Below are 19020 nucleotides of genomic sequence, written 5' to 3' on the forward strand. Positions count from 1 at the left end.
GGCAACCGAAAGGCGCACGCCGAGGGTTCGTCGCAAGACTGCCCGTGCGTCCCCAGGCAACCGAGAGGAGCTTCTATGCTCACCCTGACCGACAACGCCCGCGATGCAGTCCAGGACCTCACCACGCGGGCCGGAGTGCCCGACGGTGGCGGCCTCCGGATCGCCGAGTCGGCGCCGCAGTCCGGCGACTTCGAGCTGGCCCTCGTCCCGAGCCCGCAGCCCGACGACACGGTCGTCGAGAGCGGAGACGCACGAGTCTTCGTCGAACCGACTACGTCGATCGCGCTCGCGAACCTCACGCTGGACACCGACCCTCGTGCGACCGAGGGACCCGGGTTCGTCCTCACGCCGCAGGCCTGAGCGGCCCGGCACCACCTGCGGGGCCTGACAGCCCGCACCAGATCTCGACCGGCTGCGCGGCCCGCCCGTCCCGGGAGCCGACCCCCTCCTCCTCGGAAGGTTCCCGGCCCGGCCAGGGCTACGCACCCGATCACCCCGACGGGCCGTCCGCACGCAGCGGGCGGCCCGTCGGCGTGCGCTCCGACGACCTCGGTGGTGGCGGGGCGTTCAGCCCCGCCGCGCCACGCCCAGCGCCCACGCCACGAGCGGCACCTGGACCGGTAGGCGCCCCCAGGCGACGATCGGCTTGCGCGCCCACGACCGGGCGCCGGGGTACGAGTCGAGTGCCATCTTCACGTTCCCGGGGAAGACACCGACGAGCAGGGCGGCGCTCGCGAGGCCGCCGGCGCGCCGCGTCGCGGGGACGAGCAGCGCCGTCGCGCACGCGAGCTCGGCCACGCCGCTCCACGTGACCCAGGGACGCGGGTCCCCGAGGGCGTCGGGGATCAGGGGTTCGAAGACCTGCGGGCGTACCAGGTGCACGACGCCGGACGAGCCGAGCAGGGCCGCGAGCGAGACCGCGGAGAACGTCGGGGAGAGGGCCATGCCCCGATGCTAGGCAGGGTAGCGGTGGCTCGCCCTGGGGGCCGTCACCTGGTGGGCCACCACTCGGTGGGCCGGCCGGTTCACGCGGTCGCCGGCGACACGATCCAGTACCCGCCCAGCACCGCCGCGCCGACGGTTACGAGCAGGAACAGCCCGACCCACACGATCCCCGGGATGCCGGTGAGCCGCGCCAGCATGTCGGCGTCGGACTGGCGGGCCCTGCCGCGGCTGCGCGAGACCTGCAGCTCCAGGACGGGCCGGATCGCGCCCAGCAGCAGGAACCACGTCACGGCGTACGCGACCGCGCCCTGCACGGGCGGCGTCGCGGCCCACGACACGACGACGAGCGCCACGCCGCTCACCAGCACCGACCACAGGCCGAACCAGTTGCGGATCTGCAGGAGCATCAGGGTCAGCAGCAGCACCAGGAGCCACAGCAGCCCGACGGCGTAGCCCGCCCGCAGCAGCGCGGCCGCCCCGAGCCCCACCAGACCTGGGCCGACGTAGCCCATGAAGGCCGTCAGGACCATGCCGAAGCCGCGCGGCTTGCCGTAGGAGACCGTCAGCCCCGAGGTGTCGGAGTGGAGGCGGATGCCCGTCAGCCGCCTCCCGGTGAGCAGGGCCGCGATGGCGTGCGCGCCCTCGTGCGCGATCGTCACGACGTGCCGGGCGACCCGCCACACGGGCGTGAACACCACGACGATCAGTGCGACGAGCGACATCGACAGCACGACCGCCGAGGCCGGTGCGGGCACAGGAGTGGTGGCCGCCGACCAGATCTGACCGATGACGTCGCCCACTGAGCTCATGAAGTCCACGGGCGACATTCCACCACGGCCGCATGTGCGGGAGGTGAGAGGTCCGGGGGAGTCCTCGGGGAGGTGAGGGATCGGTGAGGGATGTGGAGACGTCGATCACCATCGATGCACGCAGGGCCCGGGCATGAGAGAGTGGGGACCGTGGCTGCGCATCTCTGCGCGCCCAGCGTCGTGGAGTTCCCTGGATTTCTTGCGGCGAACCCCGACCCTACGCCCGAGAGGCAAACCCTTGAACAACCCCATTCGTGCTGCCGTGCGCCCGAACGCCGCAGCCCCCCGTACCAACCAGTCGCAGGGACAGCAGTCCCGCGACACCAACCGCCCCGCACGCGACGACCGGGCCCGCCCGGCCCGTGAGTCCCGCGACGAGCGCGACAACCGCGACTCGCGTCCCACCAAGGTGACCCGCGACGGTCGCCCCGTCCGGGAGCGCGACTCGCGCGACCGTGACGGTCGTGGTGCAGGCCAGGGCCGCCCCGCCGGCGGCAGCCGTGAGCAGCGCGCTCCCCGTGAGCAGCGCGAGCAGCGCCCCGCCGTGGAGCGTTCGTCGGTCCCGACCGTCGTCCCCGAGGGCCTGACCTTCAACGACTTCGCGATCCCCACCACGGTGATCCGCGAGCTCTCCAGCCAGGGCATTGAGTCGCCGTTCCCCATCCAGGTCGCCTCGCTGCCGGACACGCTCAAGGGCCGCGACGTCCTGGGCCGTGGTCGCACGGGCTCGGGCAAGACCCTCGCGTTCTCGCTGCCGGTCGTCACGCGCCTGTCCCAGTCGGACACCCGCCGTGCCGCCCGTCGCCCCCGCGCGCTGGTCCTGTGCCCGACGCGTGAGCTCGCCAACCAGATCAACGCCACGATGGAGCCGCTCGCGAAGGCCCTGGGCCTGAACACGACGACCATCTTCGGTGGCGTCGCGCAGAGCCGTCAGGTCAGCGCCCTGAACGCGGGCGTCGACATCGTCATCGCGTGCCCGGGCCGCCTCGAGGACCTCCTCAACCAGCGCGTCCTGTCGCTCGACGGTATCGAGATCACGGTCCTCGACGAGGCCGACCACATGGCCGACCTGGGCTTCCTGCCCGGCGTCAAGCGCATCATGGACAAGACCCCGACGCGCGGCCAGCGCCTGCTGTTCTCCGCGACGCTCGACAACGGCGTGGACCAGCTCGTCAAGCGCTACCTGAGCAACCCGGTGAGCCACTCGGTCGACTCGGCCGAGTCGCCCGTCTCCAACATGACGCACCACATCTTCGCGGTCCGTGACGCGGACGCGAAGAAGGACGTCGTGCAGCAGCTCGCGTCGGGCACGGGCCGTCGTGTCCTGTTCACGCGCACCAAGCACCAGGCGAAGAAGCTCGCGAAGCAGCTCACCGCGCAGGGCATCCCCTCGGTCGACCTGCACGGCAACCTCGGCCAGGGTGCGCGCGAGCGCAACCTCGAGGCGTTCTCGAACGGTTCGGTCCGCGTGCTCGTCGCGACCGACATCGCGGCGCGCGGCATCCACGTCGACGAGATCGAGCTGGTCGTCCACGTCGACCCCCCGGCCGAGCACAAGGCGTACCTGCACCGTTCGGGCCGTACGGCTCGTGCCGGTTCCGAGGGCGTCGTCGTCACCGTCATGCTCCCCGAGCAGCGCAACGACGTGAAGGACCTGACCCGCAAGGCGAAGATCACGGCGCAGCCGCAGCCCGTCGCCCCCGGTGACGCGGCGATCACGGCGCTCGTCGGCGAGGTCGCCGAGTACGTGCGCCCCGCCGACATCACGCCGCCGCAGACGCAGGCCAAGCGCGGCACGCCGTCGCGCAACGGTGGGACGCGTGCGGCGCGCACGTCGGCCCCGGCCAAGTCCGCAGGCCCGACGGCGCAGCGCACCCAGGGCGGTCGCGGCCAGTCGGCCCAGGGTGGCGAGGGCGGCGCCGGTGCGCAGGCTCGTCGTCGCGGCGGCCGTGGTCGCGCGCAGCGCGGTGGCGGTTCGGCGACGGTGTACTCGTCGTCGTCGTACTGACGGCTGTGCGCTCGCCGCTCGCCGAGGGTGACGGACTCTGTCGCCGACGGTGACGTGCGCTGTCGCCGACGGTGACGGACTCGCCCGCCGAGGGTGACGGCGCCGCTCGCCGAGGGTGACGTGCGCGCCTGCCGACGGTGACGACCTGTCTCAGGACCCCGGTGGTGATCTTCGGATCACCACCGGGGTCCTTCGCGTTCGGGCTGAAGCGTGGCGTCGCCACCGTCGTAGGTCGGTCGCGTCACCGTCGGCGGTCGGGTCGGTCACCGTCGGCACTCCAGCGCGTCACCGTCGGCGGCAGAGTGCGTCACCGTCGGCACTCCAGCGCGTCACCGTCGGCGGTCGACGCCGTCGCCCTCGGCGACGGAAGCCGCCCGGGAACACCCGGACAGCCCTCACGGTTGTCGCTGTCGGAGGTGGAGCATGACCAACGAGACCCACGACACGACCGGAAGCCTGTTCTCGCAGAAGGTGTACCCGGTGGCCAAGCCCGACGCCCAGTGGCGCGAGGAGCTGGCTCCTGACGAGTACGCGGTGCTCCGTCAGGCCGGCACCGAGCGTCCCTGGACCGGTGAGCTCCTCGACGAGAAGCGCGAGGGCATCTACCGGTGTCGGGCCTGCGGGCACGATCTGTTCCGCTCGGACACGAAGTTCGACTCGCACTGCGGGTGGCCGAGCTTCTACGCGCCCAAGGAGTCGGACGCGGTCGAGCTCATCCAGGACCGCAGCCACGGCATGGTCCGCACCGAGGTGCGGTGCGCCAACTGCGGCTCGCACCTGGGACACGTGTTCGACGACGCGCCGCAGACCCCGACCGGTGACCGGTTCTGCATGAACAGCCTGAGCCTGACGTTCGAGGACGCCGGCGCCTGAGCAGCAGCAGGACACACGTCAGGGCGAGCGCGACCCTAGGGGCACGCTCGTCCTGACACCCGCGAGGTCCTGGCACCGACGAGCACGTCGACGCCGACCGCGAGCAGCACACCCAGCAGGTAGAGCAGCAGGTCCCGTGCGTTGAACGTGCTCCCGAGCACCCACGCGGCCGCCGGCACCACGTCCAGGAGGTTGGCCACGACGGACGTCGCCTGCAGGGCCTCGACGAGCCAGCACCACGCCAGCACCACGGCCCCGGCGACCCACGGTCGCACGCGGGGAGCGACGAGCACGAGCGCCACGTAGACCGCGACGGCGTACAGCAGGTCCCCGACCACGTCACCGACGGGGTCGGGGACCTGCGTCGTCACCACGAGGCCCAGGGCGACCACGACCGCGAGGACGGCCAGGACCCGGAGGCGGCTGCGTCGTCGGGCAGCGCTGTACCAGGGCGCGACGCCCGAACGCCCCTCCAGCGCGTCACCCGACGTCATGTCAGCGCGAGGCCTGCCAGCGCACGACGTCCTCCGAGTACCGGTGGAGCAGTGCGGCGAGGGCCGCGACGTCGTCGGGCGACCAGTCGCTCAGCGCCTGGGAGATCGAGTCGACGCGGCGCTCGTGCGTGGTCCGCAGCAGCGTCTCCCCGGCCTCGGTGAGCGTGATGATCTGGCCGCGGGAGTCCTCGGGGTCGACCTCGCGGTCCACCATCCCGACCGACTCGAGCCGTGCGAGCTGTCGCGAGATGGTCGCCCGCCCCACCCCGAACTGCTGCGCGAGGTCCGAGCCGCGCACACCCGGGTGGGCCCAGATGTGGGCGAGCAGCGGGTACGCGCTCGCGTCGAGGTCGGGGTGGATGCGCTTGGCCATCGCGTTCGCGGACGAGCCCGCCCGGCGCGTCAGGACGCGCAGCTCGCGTTCGAGCGCGTAGAGCGGCGAGTCGTCGGCGGCGGGTGTGGTGGGCGTTGAGGACACAGTCGGCTCCGGCTGGTCGGTCGGCGAGGGCGGGATCACACGCCCCATCATGGCGTGCGGCGGGGCCGCCGTGGAACATGCATCCACGACGGCCCCGGGTGAGGTCCAGCGAGAAGGAGGTCAGCGCGAGGCGCTGCCCCCACGGGCGGGGCCCTCGCCCGCCCCCGCGAGGACCGAGCCCTCGGCGGCGGCGAAGTCGCCCTCGTGCTCCTGCTCGATCTCGTCGGTCAGGTCGGGCAGGCCGGCCGCGAGCTCGCGCTCGAGGCGCTCGTCGAGACCGGACTTGGTGCCGAGCGGCACCTCCTTGAGGAACAGCACGCAGATCAGGCCGATGACCGCGAGGGGCACGGCGACGAGGAAGATCTCCGCGATGCCCTCGCCGTACGAGCGCTCGACGAGGTCGCGCATCGGGGCGGGGAGCGTCGAGACGTCCGGGACGGTGCCGCCTGTCCCGTCGCTCGGCACGCCCATCTTGGCGAGGCCCTCCTGGATGGAGCTCGTGACCTTGCTCGCGAGGACGGCACCCAGGACGGAGACGCCGATCGCTCCGCCGAGCGTGCGGAAGAACGCGACGGTCGAGGTGCCCGCGCCCATCTCGGAGACGTCGAGGGTGTTCTGGACCGCGAGCACGAGGTTCTGCATGAGCATGCCCATGCTCGCGCCGAGGAAGAACAGGTAGACGCTGATGAGCACGAAGCTGGTGTGGTAGTCGATCGTCGAGAGGGCGAAGAGCGACCCGACGAGCAGCACGCCACCGGTGACCATGAAGGCCTTGTAGCGTCCGGTGCGGGTGATGAGCTGCCCGATCAGGGTCGACGCGATGAACGTCCCGACGATCATCGGGATGGTCAGGAGGCCCGACTCGGTCGCCGTCTTGCCACGGGCGACCTGCATGTACTGGCTGAGGAAGACCGCGGTGCCGAACATCGCGACGCCGACGGCGACGCTCGCGAGGACCGCGAGGACGAACGTGCGGTTCTTGAAGAGGTGCAGCGGGATGATGGGCTCGACCGCGCTCTTCTCGACGAGGACGGCCGCGACCAGCGCGAGCAGCGAGCCGATCACCATGACGGCGCTCTGCCAGGAGACCCACTCGAAGTTGTTGCCCGCGAACGTGACCCACAGCAGCAGGGTCGAGACGCCGACGCTGATGAGCAGCGCGCCCCAGTAGTCGATCTTCACGACACGGCGGGGGATGGGCGGCAGGTGCAGCGTGCGCTGGAGGACGACGATCGCGGCGATCGCGAACGGCAGGCCCACGAAGAAGTTGAGGCGCCAGCTCACGGTGTCGGTCAGGACGCCGCCGAGGAGGGGGCCGCCGATCTGGCTCACGGCCATGATCGCGCCCATGAGGCCCATGTACTTGCCACGTTCGCGCGGCGAGATGATGTCGGAGATGAGGACCATGGCGAGCGCCATGAGCCCACCGGCGCCGATGCCCTGGAGGGCGCGGAACGCGATGAGGGTGCCGACGTTCTGCGACAGGCCTGCGAGGGCCGACGCGACGACCGAGACGACCAGCGCGAGCTGGATGAGGACCTTGCGGTTCGTCAGGTCGGCGAGCTTGCCCCAGATGGGCGTCGAGATGGTGGTCGTCAGCAGGGTCGCGGTGACGACCCAGGTGAACGACGACTGCGACCCGTTCAGGTCGTTGATGATCTTGGGCAGCGAGCTCGAGACCACGGAGGTCGCGAGGATCGAGACGAACATCCCGAGGAGGATGCCGGACAACGACTCCAGCACCTCCCTGCGGGTCATGGTGGTGGTAGCGCTCATAGGGGACTCACATTCAATAGGTCGTGCTTTGTCGTCGAGACGTCATAGCGGTGCCCGACGGCGTCGCGCGCGTCGGGTGGGCGGGTCGCCCGGGGCAGCGGTCTGGTGTGCGCGAGGTCCGTGCGGGGGCCGTCAGGCGCGGGAGAGCGCCTCGGTGAGGCGGCCGAGGTGGTGGATCGAGTCGCGGAGCTCCTCGGCGGTCCACCCCTCGAAGGTGCGGGCGGTGCGGCTCGCGAGCAGGGCGAAGGTCTCGTCGACCTTCTCCCGTCCCTCCGGGGTGAGGGTCACGCTTCGGGCGCGCCGGTCGTCGTCGCACGCCGTCCGCTCGACCAGCCCTGCCTCGACGAGGTGCGTGACCTGGCGGCTCGCGACCGACAGGTCGACCTTGAGGTGGTGCGCGAGCTCGGTGACCTGGAGCGGGCCGCAGTGCTGGAGGAGGCGGAGCGCCCCGATCGAGGCGCGCGGGAAGTCGAGCTCGCGTGCGAGCCGGGCCGAGACCTCGCGCTGGGCGCGGTTGAGCTCCTCGAGGGCGATCGTGAGCTCTTTGACGGGGACGTCGAGGGTCGTGTCCCGAGGAGTGCCGGCGGGCGCTGGGACGAGCGACGTGGGGTCGTCAGGGGTGTCGAGGGAAGGGGTGGGGGCGAGGGGCACGCGAGAGATCTCCTTAGTTGCTGCAAGCAACCATAAACCCAGATGGTTGCTGAAGGCAATAGTTGCACCGAGCATGTTCTTGGGACATCCGTACCGATCCTGGTCAGACGGGCACCTCGCAGGCGTCCCGCCGTCGGGTGCCCTGCGTACGATCGAGAGGTGAGCGAACAACCGGCCCCCAGTCATCGCCCCCGCCGCCCCGCGATGCTCGACCCGCGCGAGGCCGACGAGCTCCCCGGCGACCTCGACCCCGCGCTGCGCGACCAGATCGCCCACACGACCGCCGCTGCGATCGTGCACGGTGCCCGCGCCGCCGAGGACCCCGAGGTCGTCGACCGCCTCATCCGCCTCGTCGAGACCGAAGGCCTCGACGTCGTGTCCGGCCTCTGGGCCGACTCCGCCCCCGCGACCCTGCCCGGCGCGCTCTGGCGCCTGTACGTCCTGCGGGAGTGGGTGCGCCGCGACCCGCAGACCGTGACGCTGCGCTACCGCCTCGGCGTCGACGCCGCCCCCGTCCACGAGGTCGTCGCGGGCGTCGTGAGCCCGCCGGGCCCCGAGGACGTGCGAGAGCTCGCCGACGCCGTGCTCTCGGGAGTCTTCGCGGGCGACCTCGCCGTGGCCCTCGAGCGGGCCGCCGCGTTCTGCCGCATCCTCGCCACGGGCGCCGCGTTCGACGCCGACTCGCGCGAGGCCGGCGACCCCGACTCCGCGCTGCGGATGACGCGCGGCGCCTCGTCGCTGCTGCGCACGGCCGAGGAGCTCGAGCACTCCGCCGCGCTGTGGCGGGCCGACAGGCTCGACTGACGCGGCGCCGTCGGGCCGCTGCGCGCCCGGGGGCCCGCAGAGGGGGGTCCCGCGGCTCGAAGAGCCCTCTGACCAGCGGGTTCGAAGCCTCCCGGACGCGGGCGTACGATGGTTCACGACGTCGGGTCGCGGTAGCCCCGGGCTCCAACATCAGCCGCTTCGAGCGGCCTTCGCGCCGACAGGCGCTCCCGGCCCGGCGTCGCCCCCACCATGACGTGAGCGCCGTCCGGCGTGCCCTCTCGGGGGCCCTCCGGAGCTCCCGCCGGTCGCCGAACGCGATTGAACGTTCAGGCGACAGTTCGGCTACATTTGACGAGCGTTAGAGATGCGTTAACGCGCCCTCTGGCGCGACTCACCACAGCGTCACCTTCCAACAGAACACCTGTGACATCCGGGTGACGATCGCTCCGTGCGGTCGTCATCTGCCTGTGAAAACCCACCAGCGTCCAGCCCTTTCGGAGCCTCCCGTGCGCTTGCGCCTCACCCCGCGCGATACCTCGTTCTTCGACCTCCTCGCCGACTCCGCTCAGCACCTGGTCACCGGGGCGAACCTCCTGGCCGAGCTGCTCGGCGCAGACCGCCCGACCCGCAAGGAGCTCGCCAAGAAGCTCGCGGAGACCGAGCACCTGGCCGACGACGCGACGCACACGATCATGCGACGCCTCAACCAGACCTTCGTCACGCCGTTCGACCGCGACGACATCTACGGGCTGGCCTCCGCGCTCGACGACTGCATGGACTACATGGAAGAGGCCGCGGACCTCATCGTCCTCTACAAGATCGAGGAGCTGCCCGCCCGTGTCGGCGAACAGGTCCAGGTCCTGCAGCGCGCCGCAGAGCTGACCGCCGAGGCCATGCCGCGCCTGCGCTCGCTCAACGACCTCGCCGAGTACTGGGTCGAGGTCAACCGCCTCGAGAACCAGGCCGACAAGATCCACCGCAAGCTCCTCGCCGAGCTCTTCGACAACGTCTCCGACCCGATCCTCCTCATCAAGCTCAAGGAGGTCATCGAGATCCTCGAGCAGGCCGCCGACGCGTTCGAGAAGGTCGCGAACATGGTCGAGACCATCGCGCTCAAGGAGTCCTGAGCCCCGTGGAATTCGCTCTGGTCGTCCTCGTCGTCGCGCTCGCGCTGAGCTTCGACTACACGAACGGATTCCACGACGCGGCCAACGCGATCGCGACGTCCGTCTCGACGAGGGCCCTCACTCCGCGCGCCGCGCTCATCATGGCCGCGGTCATGAACTTCGCCGGCGCGCTCCTCGGGACCGAGGTCGCCGAGACCATCGCGACCTCGATCGTCGACCTCAACGGGGTGAATCCGCACCAGGCGCTGATCGTGGTGCTGTGCGCGCTCGTCGGGGCGATCGTGTGGAACCTCATCACGTGGTGGTTCGGGCTGCCGTCCTCCTCGACGCACGCGCTCATCGGCGGCCTCGTGGGCGCCGGCCTCGCGGGCGGGCTCATGATCTACGGCCAGGCCATCGTCGACAAGGTCGTCCTGCCGATGGTCTTCTCGCCGCTCGTGGGCTTCGGCCTCGCGTTCATCGCGATGGTCGGCCTGCTGTGGGCCTTCCGACGCGCTGCGCCCTCCAAGACCACGCGCCGTTTCCGCCTCGCGCAGACCGTGTCCGCGGCTGCCATGGCGCTGGGCCACGGTCTCCAGGACGCGCAGAAGACCATGGGCGTCATCTTCATGGCGCTCCTGACGGTCGGCTGGGCCAGCCCCGAGGAGGGCATCCCGCTGTGGGTCAAGCTCGCCGCCGCGGCCGCGATCTCGGCAGGGACCTACTCGGGCGGCTGGCGCATCATGCGGACCCTCGGACGCAAGATCATCGAGCTCGACCCGGCGCGCGGCTTCGTCGCCGAGTCCGTCTCCGCGATCGTGCTCTACGTCAACGCGTTCGCGCTGCACGCACCGGTCTCCACGACCCACACCATCACCTCGGCGATCATGGGCGTCGGCGCGACCAAGCGTCTGTCCGCCGTGCGCTGGGGCGTCGCCAAGAACATCGGCATCGCGTGGGTCCTGACGATCCCCGCCGCTGCGCTCGTGGCCGCGATCATGTACTGGATCCTGTCGCCGATCCTGCTCTGACCTGACCGGCCGAGGAAGCCGGCCGAGGAAACCGGCCGAGGAAGCCGGCCGGGCTGAGCGGCCTCGGACCAGACCGGTCGGGACCAGCATGTGGACACACTGTTGACCTCGTCGGACCGTGGGCAATACGTTGCGTGCCGTCGCGCGCGACCGCCGCGGCACGCGTCGTCATCCAGGGGGAACTCATGCGTCACGTCGTCACGTCGCTCTCGGCGATCACCATCGCCACCGCTCTCATGATCTCCGGGGCCGCCCCGGCCTCGGCAGGATCGGCGGAGAGCGCGGTGAGCGCGCTGTCCGCGAACGGCAAGTCGTACTCGGCGAGCGCTGCGGTGTACACCAAGACCGGCAGCGCCTGGGCCTACTCGCGCCTCGACTCGAAGTCGGGGAACGTGGCGAGCGGATGGATGGGGGCCAACGGGCGCCTCTTCACCTCGGGCGGGACCCTGGTCAAGGAGGGTGGCTTCACCTACAACTCCGGGGCTGCCTCCGGTATCTCGATCCCCTCCGGGACGTACTACAAGTCCGGCACCTACCACAGCTACGGCGTCGTCCGGGTCTGGAACGGCTCGTCGTACAACTCGCACTACACGTTCAAGTCGCCCAACCAGAACGCCTGACGTGCCGATCCGCGTCGCGCGACGGCGACGACCGATCCTGGTCGTCGCCGTCGCGGCACTTCTCGCGACCGGCTGTCAGGCCGACCCGTCCTCCGTCTCCCAGCAGGCGCCGCTCGATCTCGCGACGAACGCCGCCGGTCTGACGTACGGCTCCGCGATGGGGGCCTCCGGGCGGGACGAGGAACCTGATCTCATCCGGGTCGAGGCCACCAACGGCGAAGAGGGGTACGTCCTCAAGGAGGACCTGTACGGCGGGGACGCCGAGCCGACGACGCCGGAGGAGGCCGTCGCCTACCAGGTGGCCCGCGAGACGGCCGCGGTCACCGCCGCGTACGCCGTCCTCGACGAGAGGCTCGGCACGTCGACCGACGTGTCGGTGCTCGACACGGCGAGCGTCGACGCCCTCCTCATGGACGTGCGGACGGCGCTGGCCGGTGGAACGTTGGCCACGGCCGGTGCCGACCTCCTCGACAGCCTGCTCACCGCCGGGAACGGGGGCGAGGTCTCTCGTCCCACGGGACTGGACGTGCCGCCGCTGCTCACCGAGGTCGTCACGGCGGCGGACCGGGCCACGGTGCGGGTCGTGCCGGTCTACGAGAGCGACGGTGTGACGCTCGTCGGCGAGTTCGAGATCGGTTGACGCACCGACGATGATCACCCGTCCTGTCCCGCTCCGTTCCCGCCTCCTCGTCGGCCTCGTGCTCGCCGGCGCGCTTCCGCTGGCCGCGTGCCAGGAGGCGGGCGTGGCCAGCGGGGCCGACGGCAGTCCCCTCGAGGAGTACCGGGCGCTCGCCCTGGGGACCAGGCAGGAGCAGGAAGAGCTCAGCGCTGCGCAGGCCACGGCGTACGAGGACGTCGTCGCCCGCTGCATGACCGACGCCGGTTTCGACTACTCCCGGCAGGACCGATCGCCCGTGCCGGAGACCGAGGCTGAGGACGAGACGGTCGAGAGGCCGGGGACGCGGGAGTACCGTGCGCGGCACGGCTACGGGATCACCGGGGCGGTCCTCGGGTCGCCCACCGAGGAGCCCCCGTCCGACGACACCGCCGGCGAGGACGTCGGCGAGTACCCGTCCGGGCTGAGCGAAGAGGGCCGTCGAGCGTACGACCTGCAGCTCTACGGCGAGAGCGTGGCCGACGACAGCGGGACGTTCCAGAACGTCGGCGGATGTCACAACGAGGCCTGGGACTCGGTCTACGGCGCTGCCGTCCGGCCGGGTGAGGAGTGGGACCAGCTCCTCGCCGACATGGAAGCCGTCCATGATCAGGCCATGACCTCGCAGGACGCGGTCGCCGTCGCGGACGACTGGTCACGGTGCATGGCCGAGTACGACTTCGCGGGACTGGCGGACCCGACGACGGCTGAGCAGGCGGTCCGTGCTCTCGTGGAGGACGCCGTCGTCCCGGACGAGACCGGGCTCATGATCGCGGACACGGTGCGGCTGGGCGAGGTCGAGCAGATCGAGGTTCGACTCGCCCTGCTCGACCTCGACTGCCAGGAGAAGGTCGAGTTCGTCGAGCGTCGTGAGGCCGTGCTCTGGTCGTACGAGAGGGACTTCGTCGACGACCGGCAGAAGGAGCTCGAGGCCTGGGCGCTCGCCGAGGCGGAGCGGCGGGGCTGAGAGGGCCGTCTGCCGGCCGACTCCGGGTGCGGTGCAGACTTCAGTGCAGCGGCGGCGCGACCTTCTCCGCCGCGAGCACCCTCGGCCCCCGGGACGTGTCCGCGACGTGCGCCACGAGCATCTCGCCCGGCTCCAGGAACGGGTCCCGGTTCGGCAGGGCGTTCGCGACGGGCCGTCGCGAGTGCTGCCCCAGGACGTCGAGGACGGTGGGCAGGACGGGCCGGTGCGTGCACAGGACGGTCGACCGATCGGACTCCAGGAGCTCGCGCACCGTGCGCGCGACGCGTGACGGAGATCGTTCGTGCTGGGCCTCGGACAGGTGGTCGATCGAGATCCGGTCCAGGCGGGCGGCCTCCGCGTACGGCGAGATGGTCTGCTCGCACCGGTTCCACCGGCTCGTGACGACCGCGTTGACCCCGTACGCCGCGAGCACAGGCACCAGCGCGACCGACTGCGCGTGACCCGCGGGCGTCAGGGGTCGGCCCTCCTCCGCGCCGTGCCACGCCGCGCGGGTCACGGCCTTGCCGTGGCGGGCGATCACGACCACGCGGGTCGCGAGGCGGTCCTGCGCGAACTCCTCGGCAAGCGCCGCGAGGGGCCCGCGGTCCGCCTTGCGGGTCACGCGCCGGGCCGCCTCCTCGACGCCGAGCCACACGGCGTCGTCGATCTCGTCGACCGACACCGGGGGCACGGGCGCGCGAGCGGCCAACGGTCCCGCATCGCGGACCCGCTTCGCCTGCCGCGCGGCCCAGTAGTGCACGCGCTTCACGCGCCCCTCGGGCGTGAGGTACTGCAGCCCCGGCAGCGGCACCCCGAGGACCACGGGCCTGCCCGTCTCCTCGGCGACCTCGCGCACCGCAGCCGTCTGGAACGCTTCGCCCGGGTCGAGCTTGCCCTTGGGCCAGGACCAGTCGTCGTAGCGCGGACGGTGCACGAGCTTGACCTGGAGCTCGCCGTCGCGCACGCGCCACACGAGCCCGCCCGCGGACTCGATCACGGGGGCGTGGGGGACGTGCGTGGGGCCGAGAGTGTCCACGAGCGGGGCGAACGAGGACGAGCTCATCGACCCATGCCCAGCCGCCGGCGTTGTCGGGTGATGAGGGTCGACTGGATGTCCATGAGGGGACCGTCGGGGCCGGTCGCGTGCCGTTCCCAGGACCCGTCGCTCTGGAGGTGCCACGAGGCAGTGCCGTCGTCCATCGAGACGTCGATGAGGTCGATCAGGTCCGAGACCTGCTGGGTGTCCACGAGCCGCACCAGGGTCTCGACGCGGCGGTCGAGGTTGCGGTGCATGAGGTCGGCGGACCCGATGAAGACCTCGGGCCCGGACTCGGGGCCGTCGGCGATCGCGGGGCCGCCCGAGTTGGCGAACGCGAAGATGCGAGAGTGCTCCAGGAACCGGCCCAGGATGGACCGCACCCGGATGTTCTCGCTGAGCCCCGGCACGCCGGGACGGATCGCGCAGATCCCGCGGACCACGAGGTCGACCTTCACCCCGGCCTGCGAGGCCCGGTACAGGGCGTCGATGATGGTTTCGTCGACGACCGAGTTGACCTTGAACTTGACCCAGGCCTCACGGCCCTCGCGGGCGGCGACCGCCTCGCGCTCGATCCGCTCGACGAGCCCCGAGCGCACCGAGCGGGGCGCGACGAGGAGCCGGTGGAACCGGGACTGGGGTGCGTAGCCGGACAGCTGGTTGAACAGCCGGGTGAGGTCCTGGCCGACCTCGGGGTCTGCGGTGAGCAGCCCGAGGTCCGTGTACAGGCGTGCGGTCTTGGGGTTGTAGTTGCCCGTGCCGACGTGGCAGTAGCGCACGAGGCCCTCGGGCTCCTGGCGGACCACGAGCGAGAGCTTGCAGTGGGTCTTGAGCCCCACGATCCCGTACACCACGTGCACGCCCGCCTGCTCGAGCTTGCGGGCCCAGGAGATGTTGGCCTGCTCGTCGAAGCGGGCCTTGATCTCGACGAGCGCGAGGACCTGCTTGCCGGCCTCGGCCGCGTCGATCAGGGCGTCGACGATGGGGGAGTCGCCCGAGGTCCGGTACAGCGTCTGCTTGATCGCGAGCACGTTCGGGTCGGCCGCGGCCTGCTGCAGGAACGTCTGGACCGAGGTCGAGAACGAGTCGTACGGGTGGTGCAGGAGGATGTCGCGGTCGCGGATCGCGGCGAACACGTCGGTCGGGCTCGCGCTCTCGACCTCGGCGAGGAAGCGGTGCGTCGTGGGCACGAAGCGCGGGTAGTGCAGGTCCGCGCGGTCGAGGTCCGCGATGAGGTTGAGGCCTGTGAGGTCGAGCGGTGCGGTCAGCTTGAAGACCTCGTCGTCGGCCACGTCGAGCTCTCGCACGAGGAGCTGGCGGATGCGGGGGCTGATCCCGTCGGCGATCTCGAGGCGCACGGGCGGGCCGAACCGGCGGCGCAGCAGCTCCTTCTCCATGGCCTGGAGCAGGTTCTCGGCGTCGTCCTCCTCGACCTCGACGTCCTCGTTGCGTGTCACGCGGAACGTGTGGTGCTCGCGCACCTCCATGCCGGGGAACAGGTGGTCGAGGTGCTGGGAGATGACGTCCTCGAGCGGCACGAACGACGTGGGGCCCTTGTCCGGGTCCGCAGCCTGCGAGGAGGGCGCAGAGGGACGCCCGCGCGAGTCGACCGCGATGAAGCGGGGCAGCAGCGGCGGCACCTTGACGCGCGCGAAGTGCTCCTTGCCGGTCGTCGGGTTGACCACGACGACCGCGAGGTTGAGCGAGAGCCCCGAGATGTACGGGAAGGGGTGAGCGGGGTCGACCGCGAGCGGCGTGAGCACGGGGAAGATCTGCTTGCGGAAGAACTTGTGCAGGCGCTCCTGCTCGCGCGTGTCGAGGTCCTCCCAGCGCAGCAGGGAGATGCCCTCGGTCGCGAGCGCGGGCTGCACCTGGTCGGAGAACACCGCGGCGTGGCGGGCCATGAGCTCGTGCGCGCGCTCGCTGATGGCGTCGAGCACCTGGCGTGGCGTCAGCCCGGACGCGGCCGTGACGGCGAGGCCCGTCGCGATGCGTCGCTTGAGACCTGCGACGCGGACCATGAAGAACTCGTCGAGGTTCGACGCGAAGATCGCGAGGTAGCGCACACGCTCCAGCAGGGGCTGCGTCTCGTCCTCGGCGAGCTCGAGCACGCGCTGGTTGAACGAGAGCCAGCTCAGCTCGCGGTCGGCGAAGCGGTCGGCGGGCAGGGGCTCGGCGTCGAGCACCTCCACGTCGATCGTGCCGGTGACCGGTTCCTCCTCGGCGATGTGCTCGGCGATGTGCGCCGCGAGCTCGGGGTCGAGGACGGCTCGCGGGCTGGACGCGCGCACGGCCTCCGGCTGCTGGTCCGGGCGCGCGGGGGTCCGGACGCCGGGACGGACGGTGGAGTCGGTCATGACTTCATGGTGGCATCACTCGGTGAACTTTGGGTGACGGGGTTCACCACCGGCGGCCCGTACTGGACGTCGACCGTGTCCTTGCCGAAGCCGGCCCCGAGGTAGGTCCGGGTCGCGGCGGCGTTGTCGCCGTCGACGTAGAGGACCGCGCGGTCGAGCCCGCGTGCGGCGAGGTGCGCGAGCCCGACGGCGGTCAGCACCTTCCCGAGCCCCTGGCCCTGGGCGTCGGGGTCGACGCCCACCACGTAGATCTCGCCCTCACGACGCGCCCCGGTCTGGTCGGTGGGCACCTTGGTCCACAGGGAGCCGGCGAGCGTGCCGTCCTCGCGCTCGAGGAGGAAGAAGCCCTCGGGGTCGAACCAGTCCTCGGCGACGCGGGCGTCGAGGTCGGCCTGGCCCAGGCGGCCCTGCTCGGGGTGGTGCGCGAAGGCGCGCGCGTTGACGCGGAGCCACGCGGCGTCGTCGGGCCCGGGGCGGAACGTGCGCAGGCTCAGGCCCGCGGGGACCTCGGGGCGCTCCCACGTACCGGACCGCAGGTCGAGGCCCATCTTCCACAGCTCGCGCACGACGACGAGCCCCGCGTCGGCCGCGAACGCCCGCGCCGCGGGGAGGTCGCCGTGCGCCCACACGTGCAGGACGCCGCCGTGCTGGCCGGGCTCGCCCGAGCGTGCGGGCAGGGTCGCGTCGCGCTGCGCGGTGCGCAGCAGCATGCGGCCGGTCCGACGGCGCCGTGCGGCCGGGTGCACCACGAGCTCGGCGCTCGCGACGTCGCCGCCGCGGTCGACCTGGGCGTACCCGGTGACCGTTCCCTCGTCGTCGTACGCGACGACGTGCGTGAGGTCCTCGTCGTCGACGCCCAGGCGCAGGAGGGGCTGCTCGGAGAGGGGGGCGACGCCGTCGGACTCCTGGGCGGCCGCGGCCAGGGCGCGGACCTCGTCCGCGGTGGCCGGGTCGAGCGGGCCGATCTCGAGGGGGGAGCGCATGGCCCCATCCCATCACGTCCGGTGCGTCGTCACCGAGCCGTCACCGAGTCGTCGGCGGGTCGTCGGGGGGGGGGGGCGTCGGCGGGTCGGCCCGCGCGGCCGGACGCCTCAGGGCTTCGCCAGGTGCTCCGACAGGAACTCCAGCCCGTACGGCAGGCCCGCATGGACCATGGCCCACGTGTGGCCCTGGCCCCGCTCCTCGCGCAGCTCGACGGTCTGGCCGCGCTCGACGAGGGCCGCGGCGAGCCGGCGGTTGGCCTCGCGGTCGCCGCGCGGGGACTCGGTGCCGCCGTCGAGGAACACGGCGACGGGCTGGGGAAAGTCCATGGTCGGGACGTAGCGGCTGGGGGAGTTGGCGTCGAACTCCTCCTTCGTCGCGAGCATCCGGCGCCCGCCGTCCCCCGGGTCGCCGTACGGTTCGAGCGCCATGATCGCGCCGAACGTGTCGAGGTGGCGCAGCCCCAGGTTGAGCGCGCAGAAGCCGCCCGAGGACATCCCGCCGATCGCGCGGTGCTCACGGTCGGGCACGGTCGGGAAGCTCTTGTCGACCCACGGGATCACGACGTCCGTCACGTACGTCTCGACCTGGGCGCCGCCCGTGGTCGAGTCGAGGCACTCGGTGTCGCGCGCCGACGGTCCCTTCCCGTTGACGTCGACCGCGACGAGGATCATGGGCTGGACCAGCCCGGCCGCCAGCAGCGTGTCCATGACGTTCGCGCTGTCGGCCGCGGCGAACCAGTCGCTCGGCTGGCCCGGGCTGCCGTGGAAGAGATAGACGACGGGGTAGCGCGTGGGCGCCGCGGGGTCGAAGCCCGGGGGCGTGTAGACCCATGTCGTGCCGTCGGCCATCCGCAGGTCGGGGGCCGTGACGGGGGTCGCGGTCACCGACCCGGTCGCCGAGGACCCGTCGCGCTGCGACGGCTTGTCGCGGTGGCTGGGCGGCGGGTCGGCGAGCCCCCACCCGGCCATCGTGGTGCGGAAGGCCGCGACGTTGGGCACGTAGCCGGCGTACGCGTTGACCGCGGCCGTGACGGAGAGGATCACGAGGAGCCCCGACGCGACGGTCCCGACCCACGCACGCCAGGCGCCGTGTCGTCGGCCCGTGCCGGCTGTGCCGTCTGTGCCGTCACCGGCCCGGCGGGCCGCAGCGCGCCGCCGCCGGTCCCACGCGACGAGGACCGCGACGAGGACCGCCGCCGCCGCGAGCAGGGCGACCGTCCACCACGACGACACCCAGTCGCTGCGCCCGGCGAGCTCGCGCAGCACGGCGGGCGGCAGTGTCGTGGCGGTCTCGGGCTCGGGGAGCGGCGTGGCGGCGGTCAGCAGCGAGGCGCCCGGCAGGGCAGCGCCGGGGAGGACGTCGAACGGGGTCACCCTTCCAGGGTGCCCGCCGCGCACAGGATCCACCGGGCGAACACCCGGGCGGCCACCAAGGTCCACGGGACGTTCACGGGGTTTCCCCACCG

Annotated in this window: 19 protein-coding genes; 9 read left to right on the forward strand and 10 right to left on the reverse strand. The window is 71.8% G+C overall.

Annotation, left to right across the window (positions count from 1 at the left end):
• Positions 1-75: 75 nt before the first annotated feature.
• Positions 76-360 (forward strand): iron-sulfur cluster biosynthesis family protein, encoded by a 285-nt coding sequence (locus tag ACFVQ3_RS16710; protein WP_191792120.1) that lies wholly within the window; start codon positions 76-78, stop codon positions 358-360.
• A 207-nt stretch (positions 361-567) separates the two neighbouring features.
• Here ACFVQ3_RS16710 and ACFVQ3_RS16715 read toward each other — a convergent pair whose 3' ends face one another.
• Entirely contained in the window at positions 568-945 is a 378-nt protein-coding gene (locus tag ACFVQ3_RS16715) for a DoxX family protein (RefSeq protein ID WP_387641382.1), read from the reverse strand.
• Positions 946-1025: 80 nt separating this feature from the next.
• On the reverse strand, positions 1026-1754 hold the full coding sequence (locus tag ACFVQ3_RS16720) for a M50 family metallopeptidase (protein WP_387641385.1): 729 nt from the start codon (positions 1752-1754) through the stop codon (positions 1026-1028).
• Positions 1755-2337: 583 nt separating this feature from the next.
• On the opposite strand from ACFVQ3_RS16720, the gene ACFVQ3_RS16725 reads away from it, so the two are divergent.
• Together ACFVQ3_RS16725 and msrB are read left to right on the forward strand one after the other, a co-directional pair.
• Positions 2338-3762 carry a DEAD/DEAH box helicase gene (locus ACFVQ3_RS16725; RefSeq protein ID WP_387641467.1) on the forward strand — a complete coding sequence of 475 codons (1425 nt, stop codon included), beginning with the start codon at positions 2338-2340 and terminating at the stop codon, positions 3760-3762.
• A gap of 423 nt (positions 3763-4185) precedes the next feature.
• Positions 4186-4635, forward strand: a complete 450-nt coding sequence (msrB, locus tag ACFVQ3_RS16730; RefSeq protein WP_387641387.1) for a peptide-methionine (R)-S-oxide reductase MsrB — start codon at positions 4186-4188, stop codon at positions 4633-4635.
• A gap of 35 nt (positions 4636-4670) precedes the next feature.
• On the opposite strand, the gene ACFVQ3_RS16735 is transcribed toward msrB, so the two are convergent.
• The 4 genes from ACFVQ3_RS16735 to ACFVQ3_RS16750 form a co-directional block, all read right to left on the reverse strand.
• Complete coding sequence (locus tag ACFVQ3_RS16735) at positions 4671-5129, reverse strand: DUF2809 domain-containing protein (protein ID WP_387641389.1); 459 nt, start codon at positions 5127-5129, stop codon at positions 4671-4673.
• A 1-nt stretch (position 5130) separates the two neighbouring features.
• Positions 5131-5607 (reverse strand): MarR family winged helix-turn-helix transcriptional regulator, encoded by a 477-nt coding sequence (locus ACFVQ3_RS16740; protein ID WP_387641392.1) that lies wholly within the window; start codon positions 5605-5607, stop codon positions 5131-5133.
• A gap of 120 nt (positions 5608-5727) precedes the next feature.
• Positions 5728-7383, reverse strand: a complete 1656-nt coding sequence (locus ACFVQ3_RS16745) for an MDR family MFS transporter (RefSeq protein ID WP_387641395.1) — start codon at positions 7381-7383, stop codon at positions 5728-5730.
• A 132-nt stretch (positions 7384-7515) separates the two neighbouring features.
• On the reverse strand, positions 7516-8034 hold the full coding sequence (locus ACFVQ3_RS16750) for a MarR family winged helix-turn-helix transcriptional regulator (RefSeq protein ID WP_387641397.1): 519 nt from the start codon (positions 8032-8034) through the stop codon (positions 7516-7518).
• A 204-nt stretch (positions 8035-8238) separates the two neighbouring features.
• Here ACFVQ3_RS16750 and ACFVQ3_RS16755 point away from each other — a divergent pair, with 204 nt between their 5' ends.
• The 6 genes from ACFVQ3_RS16755 to ACFVQ3_RS16780 all read left to right on the forward strand — a co-directional run bounded on the left by ACFVQ3_RS16755 (position 8239) and on the right by ACFVQ3_RS16780 (position 13178).
• Positions 8239-8838 (forward strand): hypothetical protein, encoded by a 600-nt coding sequence (locus tag ACFVQ3_RS16755; protein WP_387641469.1) that lies wholly within the window; start codon positions 8239-8241, stop codon positions 8836-8838.
• 467 nt (positions 8839-9305) lie between these two features.
• The gene (locus ACFVQ3_RS16760; RefSeq protein WP_030151734.1) at positions 9306-9926 is read left to right on the forward strand and encodes a DUF47 domain-containing protein; all 621 of its coding nucleotides are present in this window, start codon (positions 9306-9308) and stop codon (positions 9924-9926) included.
• A 5-nt stretch (positions 9927-9931) separates the two neighbouring features.
• The gene (locus tag ACFVQ3_RS16765) at positions 9932-10936 is read left to right on the forward strand and encodes an anion permease (protein ID WP_387641399.1); all 1005 of its coding nucleotides are present in this window, start codon (positions 9932-9934) and stop codon (positions 10934-10936) included.
• Positions 10937-11121: 185 nt separating this feature from the next.
• Positions 11122-11556: a hypothetical protein gene (locus ACFVQ3_RS16770; protein WP_387641401.1), complete on the forward strand. Its 435-nt coding sequence runs from the start codon at positions 11122-11124 to the stop codon at positions 11554-11556.
• Position 11557: 1 nt separating this feature from the next.
• Positions 11558-12196: a hypothetical protein gene (locus ACFVQ3_RS16775; RefSeq protein WP_387641403.1), complete on the forward strand. Its 639-nt coding sequence runs from the start codon at positions 11558-11560 to the stop codon at positions 12194-12196.
• A 10-nt stretch (positions 12197-12206) separates the two neighbouring features.
• Positions 12207-13178, forward strand: a complete 972-nt coding sequence (locus tag ACFVQ3_RS16780) for a hypothetical protein (protein ID WP_387641405.1) — start codon at positions 12207-12209, stop codon at positions 13176-13178.
• 40 nt (positions 13179-13218) lie between these two features.
• On the opposite strand, the gene ACFVQ3_RS16785 is transcribed toward ACFVQ3_RS16780, so the two are convergent.
• The 4 genes from ACFVQ3_RS16785 to ACFVQ3_RS16800 form a co-directional block, all read right to left on the reverse strand.
• Entirely contained in the window at positions 13219-14241 is a 1023-nt protein-coding gene (locus ACFVQ3_RS16785; RefSeq protein ID WP_387641408.1) for an NUDIX domain-containing protein, read from the reverse strand.
• Positions 14238-16571 carry an RNA degradosome polyphosphate kinase gene (locus ACFVQ3_RS16790; protein WP_387641411.1) on the reverse strand — a complete coding sequence of 778 codons (2334 nt, stop codon included), beginning with the start codon at positions 16569-16571 and terminating at the stop codon, positions 14238-14240. The genes ACFVQ3_RS16785 and ACFVQ3_RS16790 overlap by 4 nt, the downstream gene beginning before the upstream one ends.
• The gene (gene mshD / locus ACFVQ3_RS16795) at positions 16568-17554 is read right to left on the reverse strand and encodes a mycothiol synthase (RefSeq protein ID WP_387641414.1); all 987 of its coding nucleotides are present in this window, start codon (positions 17552-17554) and stop codon (positions 16568-16570) included. The genes ACFVQ3_RS16790 and mshD overlap by 4 nt, the downstream gene beginning before the upstream one ends.
• Before the next feature lie 108 nt (positions 17555-17662).
• Positions 17663-18928 (reverse strand): alpha/beta hydrolase, encoded by a 1266-nt coding sequence (locus ACFVQ3_RS16800; RefSeq protein WP_387641417.1) that lies wholly within the window; start codon positions 18926-18928, stop codon positions 17663-17665.
• Between the last annotated feature and the right edge of the window lie 92 nt (positions 18929-19020).

It is taken from the genome of Oerskovia sp. NPDC057915 (assembly GCF_042887685.1).
Classification (GTDB): Bacteria; Actinomycetota; Actinomycetes; order Actinomycetales; family Cellulomonadaceae; genus Oerskovia.

Excerpts from the sequence above, each read along its gene's own strand:
- ACFVQ3_RS16790 (WP_387641411.1), bottom strand. The coding sequence starts at position 16,571 with ATGACCGACTCCACCGTCCGTCCCGGCGTCCGGACCCCCGCGCGCCCG.
- ACFVQ3_RS16780 (WP_387641405.1), top strand. The coding sequence starts at position 12,207 with ATGATCACCCGTCCTGTCCCGCTCCGTTCCCGCCTCCTCGTCGGCCTC.
- ACFVQ3_RS16735 (WP_387641389.1), bottom strand. The coding sequence starts at position 5,129 with ATGACGTCGGGTGACGCGCTGGAGGGGCGTTCGGGCGTCGCGCCCTGG.
- ACFVQ3_RS16715 (WP_387641382.1), bottom strand. The coding sequence starts at position 945 with ATGGCCCTCTCCCCGACGTTCTCCGCGGTCTCGCTCGCGGCCCTGCTC.
- ACFVQ3_RS16745 (WP_387641395.1), bottom strand. The coding sequence starts at position 7,383 with ATGAGCGCTACCACCACCATGACCCGCAGGGAGGTGCTGGAGTCGTTG.
- ACFVQ3_RS16710 (WP_191792120.1), top strand. The coding sequence starts at position 76 with ATGCTCACCCTGACCGACAACGCCCGCGATGCAGTCCAGGACCTCACC.
- ACFVQ3_RS16770 (WP_387641401.1), top strand. The coding sequence starts at position 11,122 with ATGCGTCACGTCGTCACGTCGCTCTCGGCGATCACCATCGCCACCGCT.
- mshD (WP_387641414.1), bottom strand. The coding sequence starts at position 17,554 with ATGCGCTCCCCCCTCGAGATCGGCCCGCTCGACCCGGCCACCGCGGAC.
- ACFVQ3_RS16785 (WP_387641408.1), bottom strand. The coding sequence starts at position 14,241 with ATGAGCTCGTCCTCGTTCGCCCCGCTCGTGGACACTCTCGGCCCCACG.
- msrB (WP_387641387.1), top strand. The coding sequence starts at position 4,186 with ATGACCAACGAGACCCACGACACGACCGGAAGCCTGTTCTCGCAGAAG.
- ACFVQ3_RS16755 (WP_387641469.1), top strand. The coding sequence starts at position 8,239 with ATGCTCGACCCGCGCGAGGCCGACGAGCTCCCCGGCGACCTCGACCCC.
- ACFVQ3_RS16720 (WP_387641385.1), bottom strand. The coding sequence starts at position 1,754 with ATGAGCTCAGTGGGCGACGTCATCGGTCAGATCTGGTCGGCGGCCACC.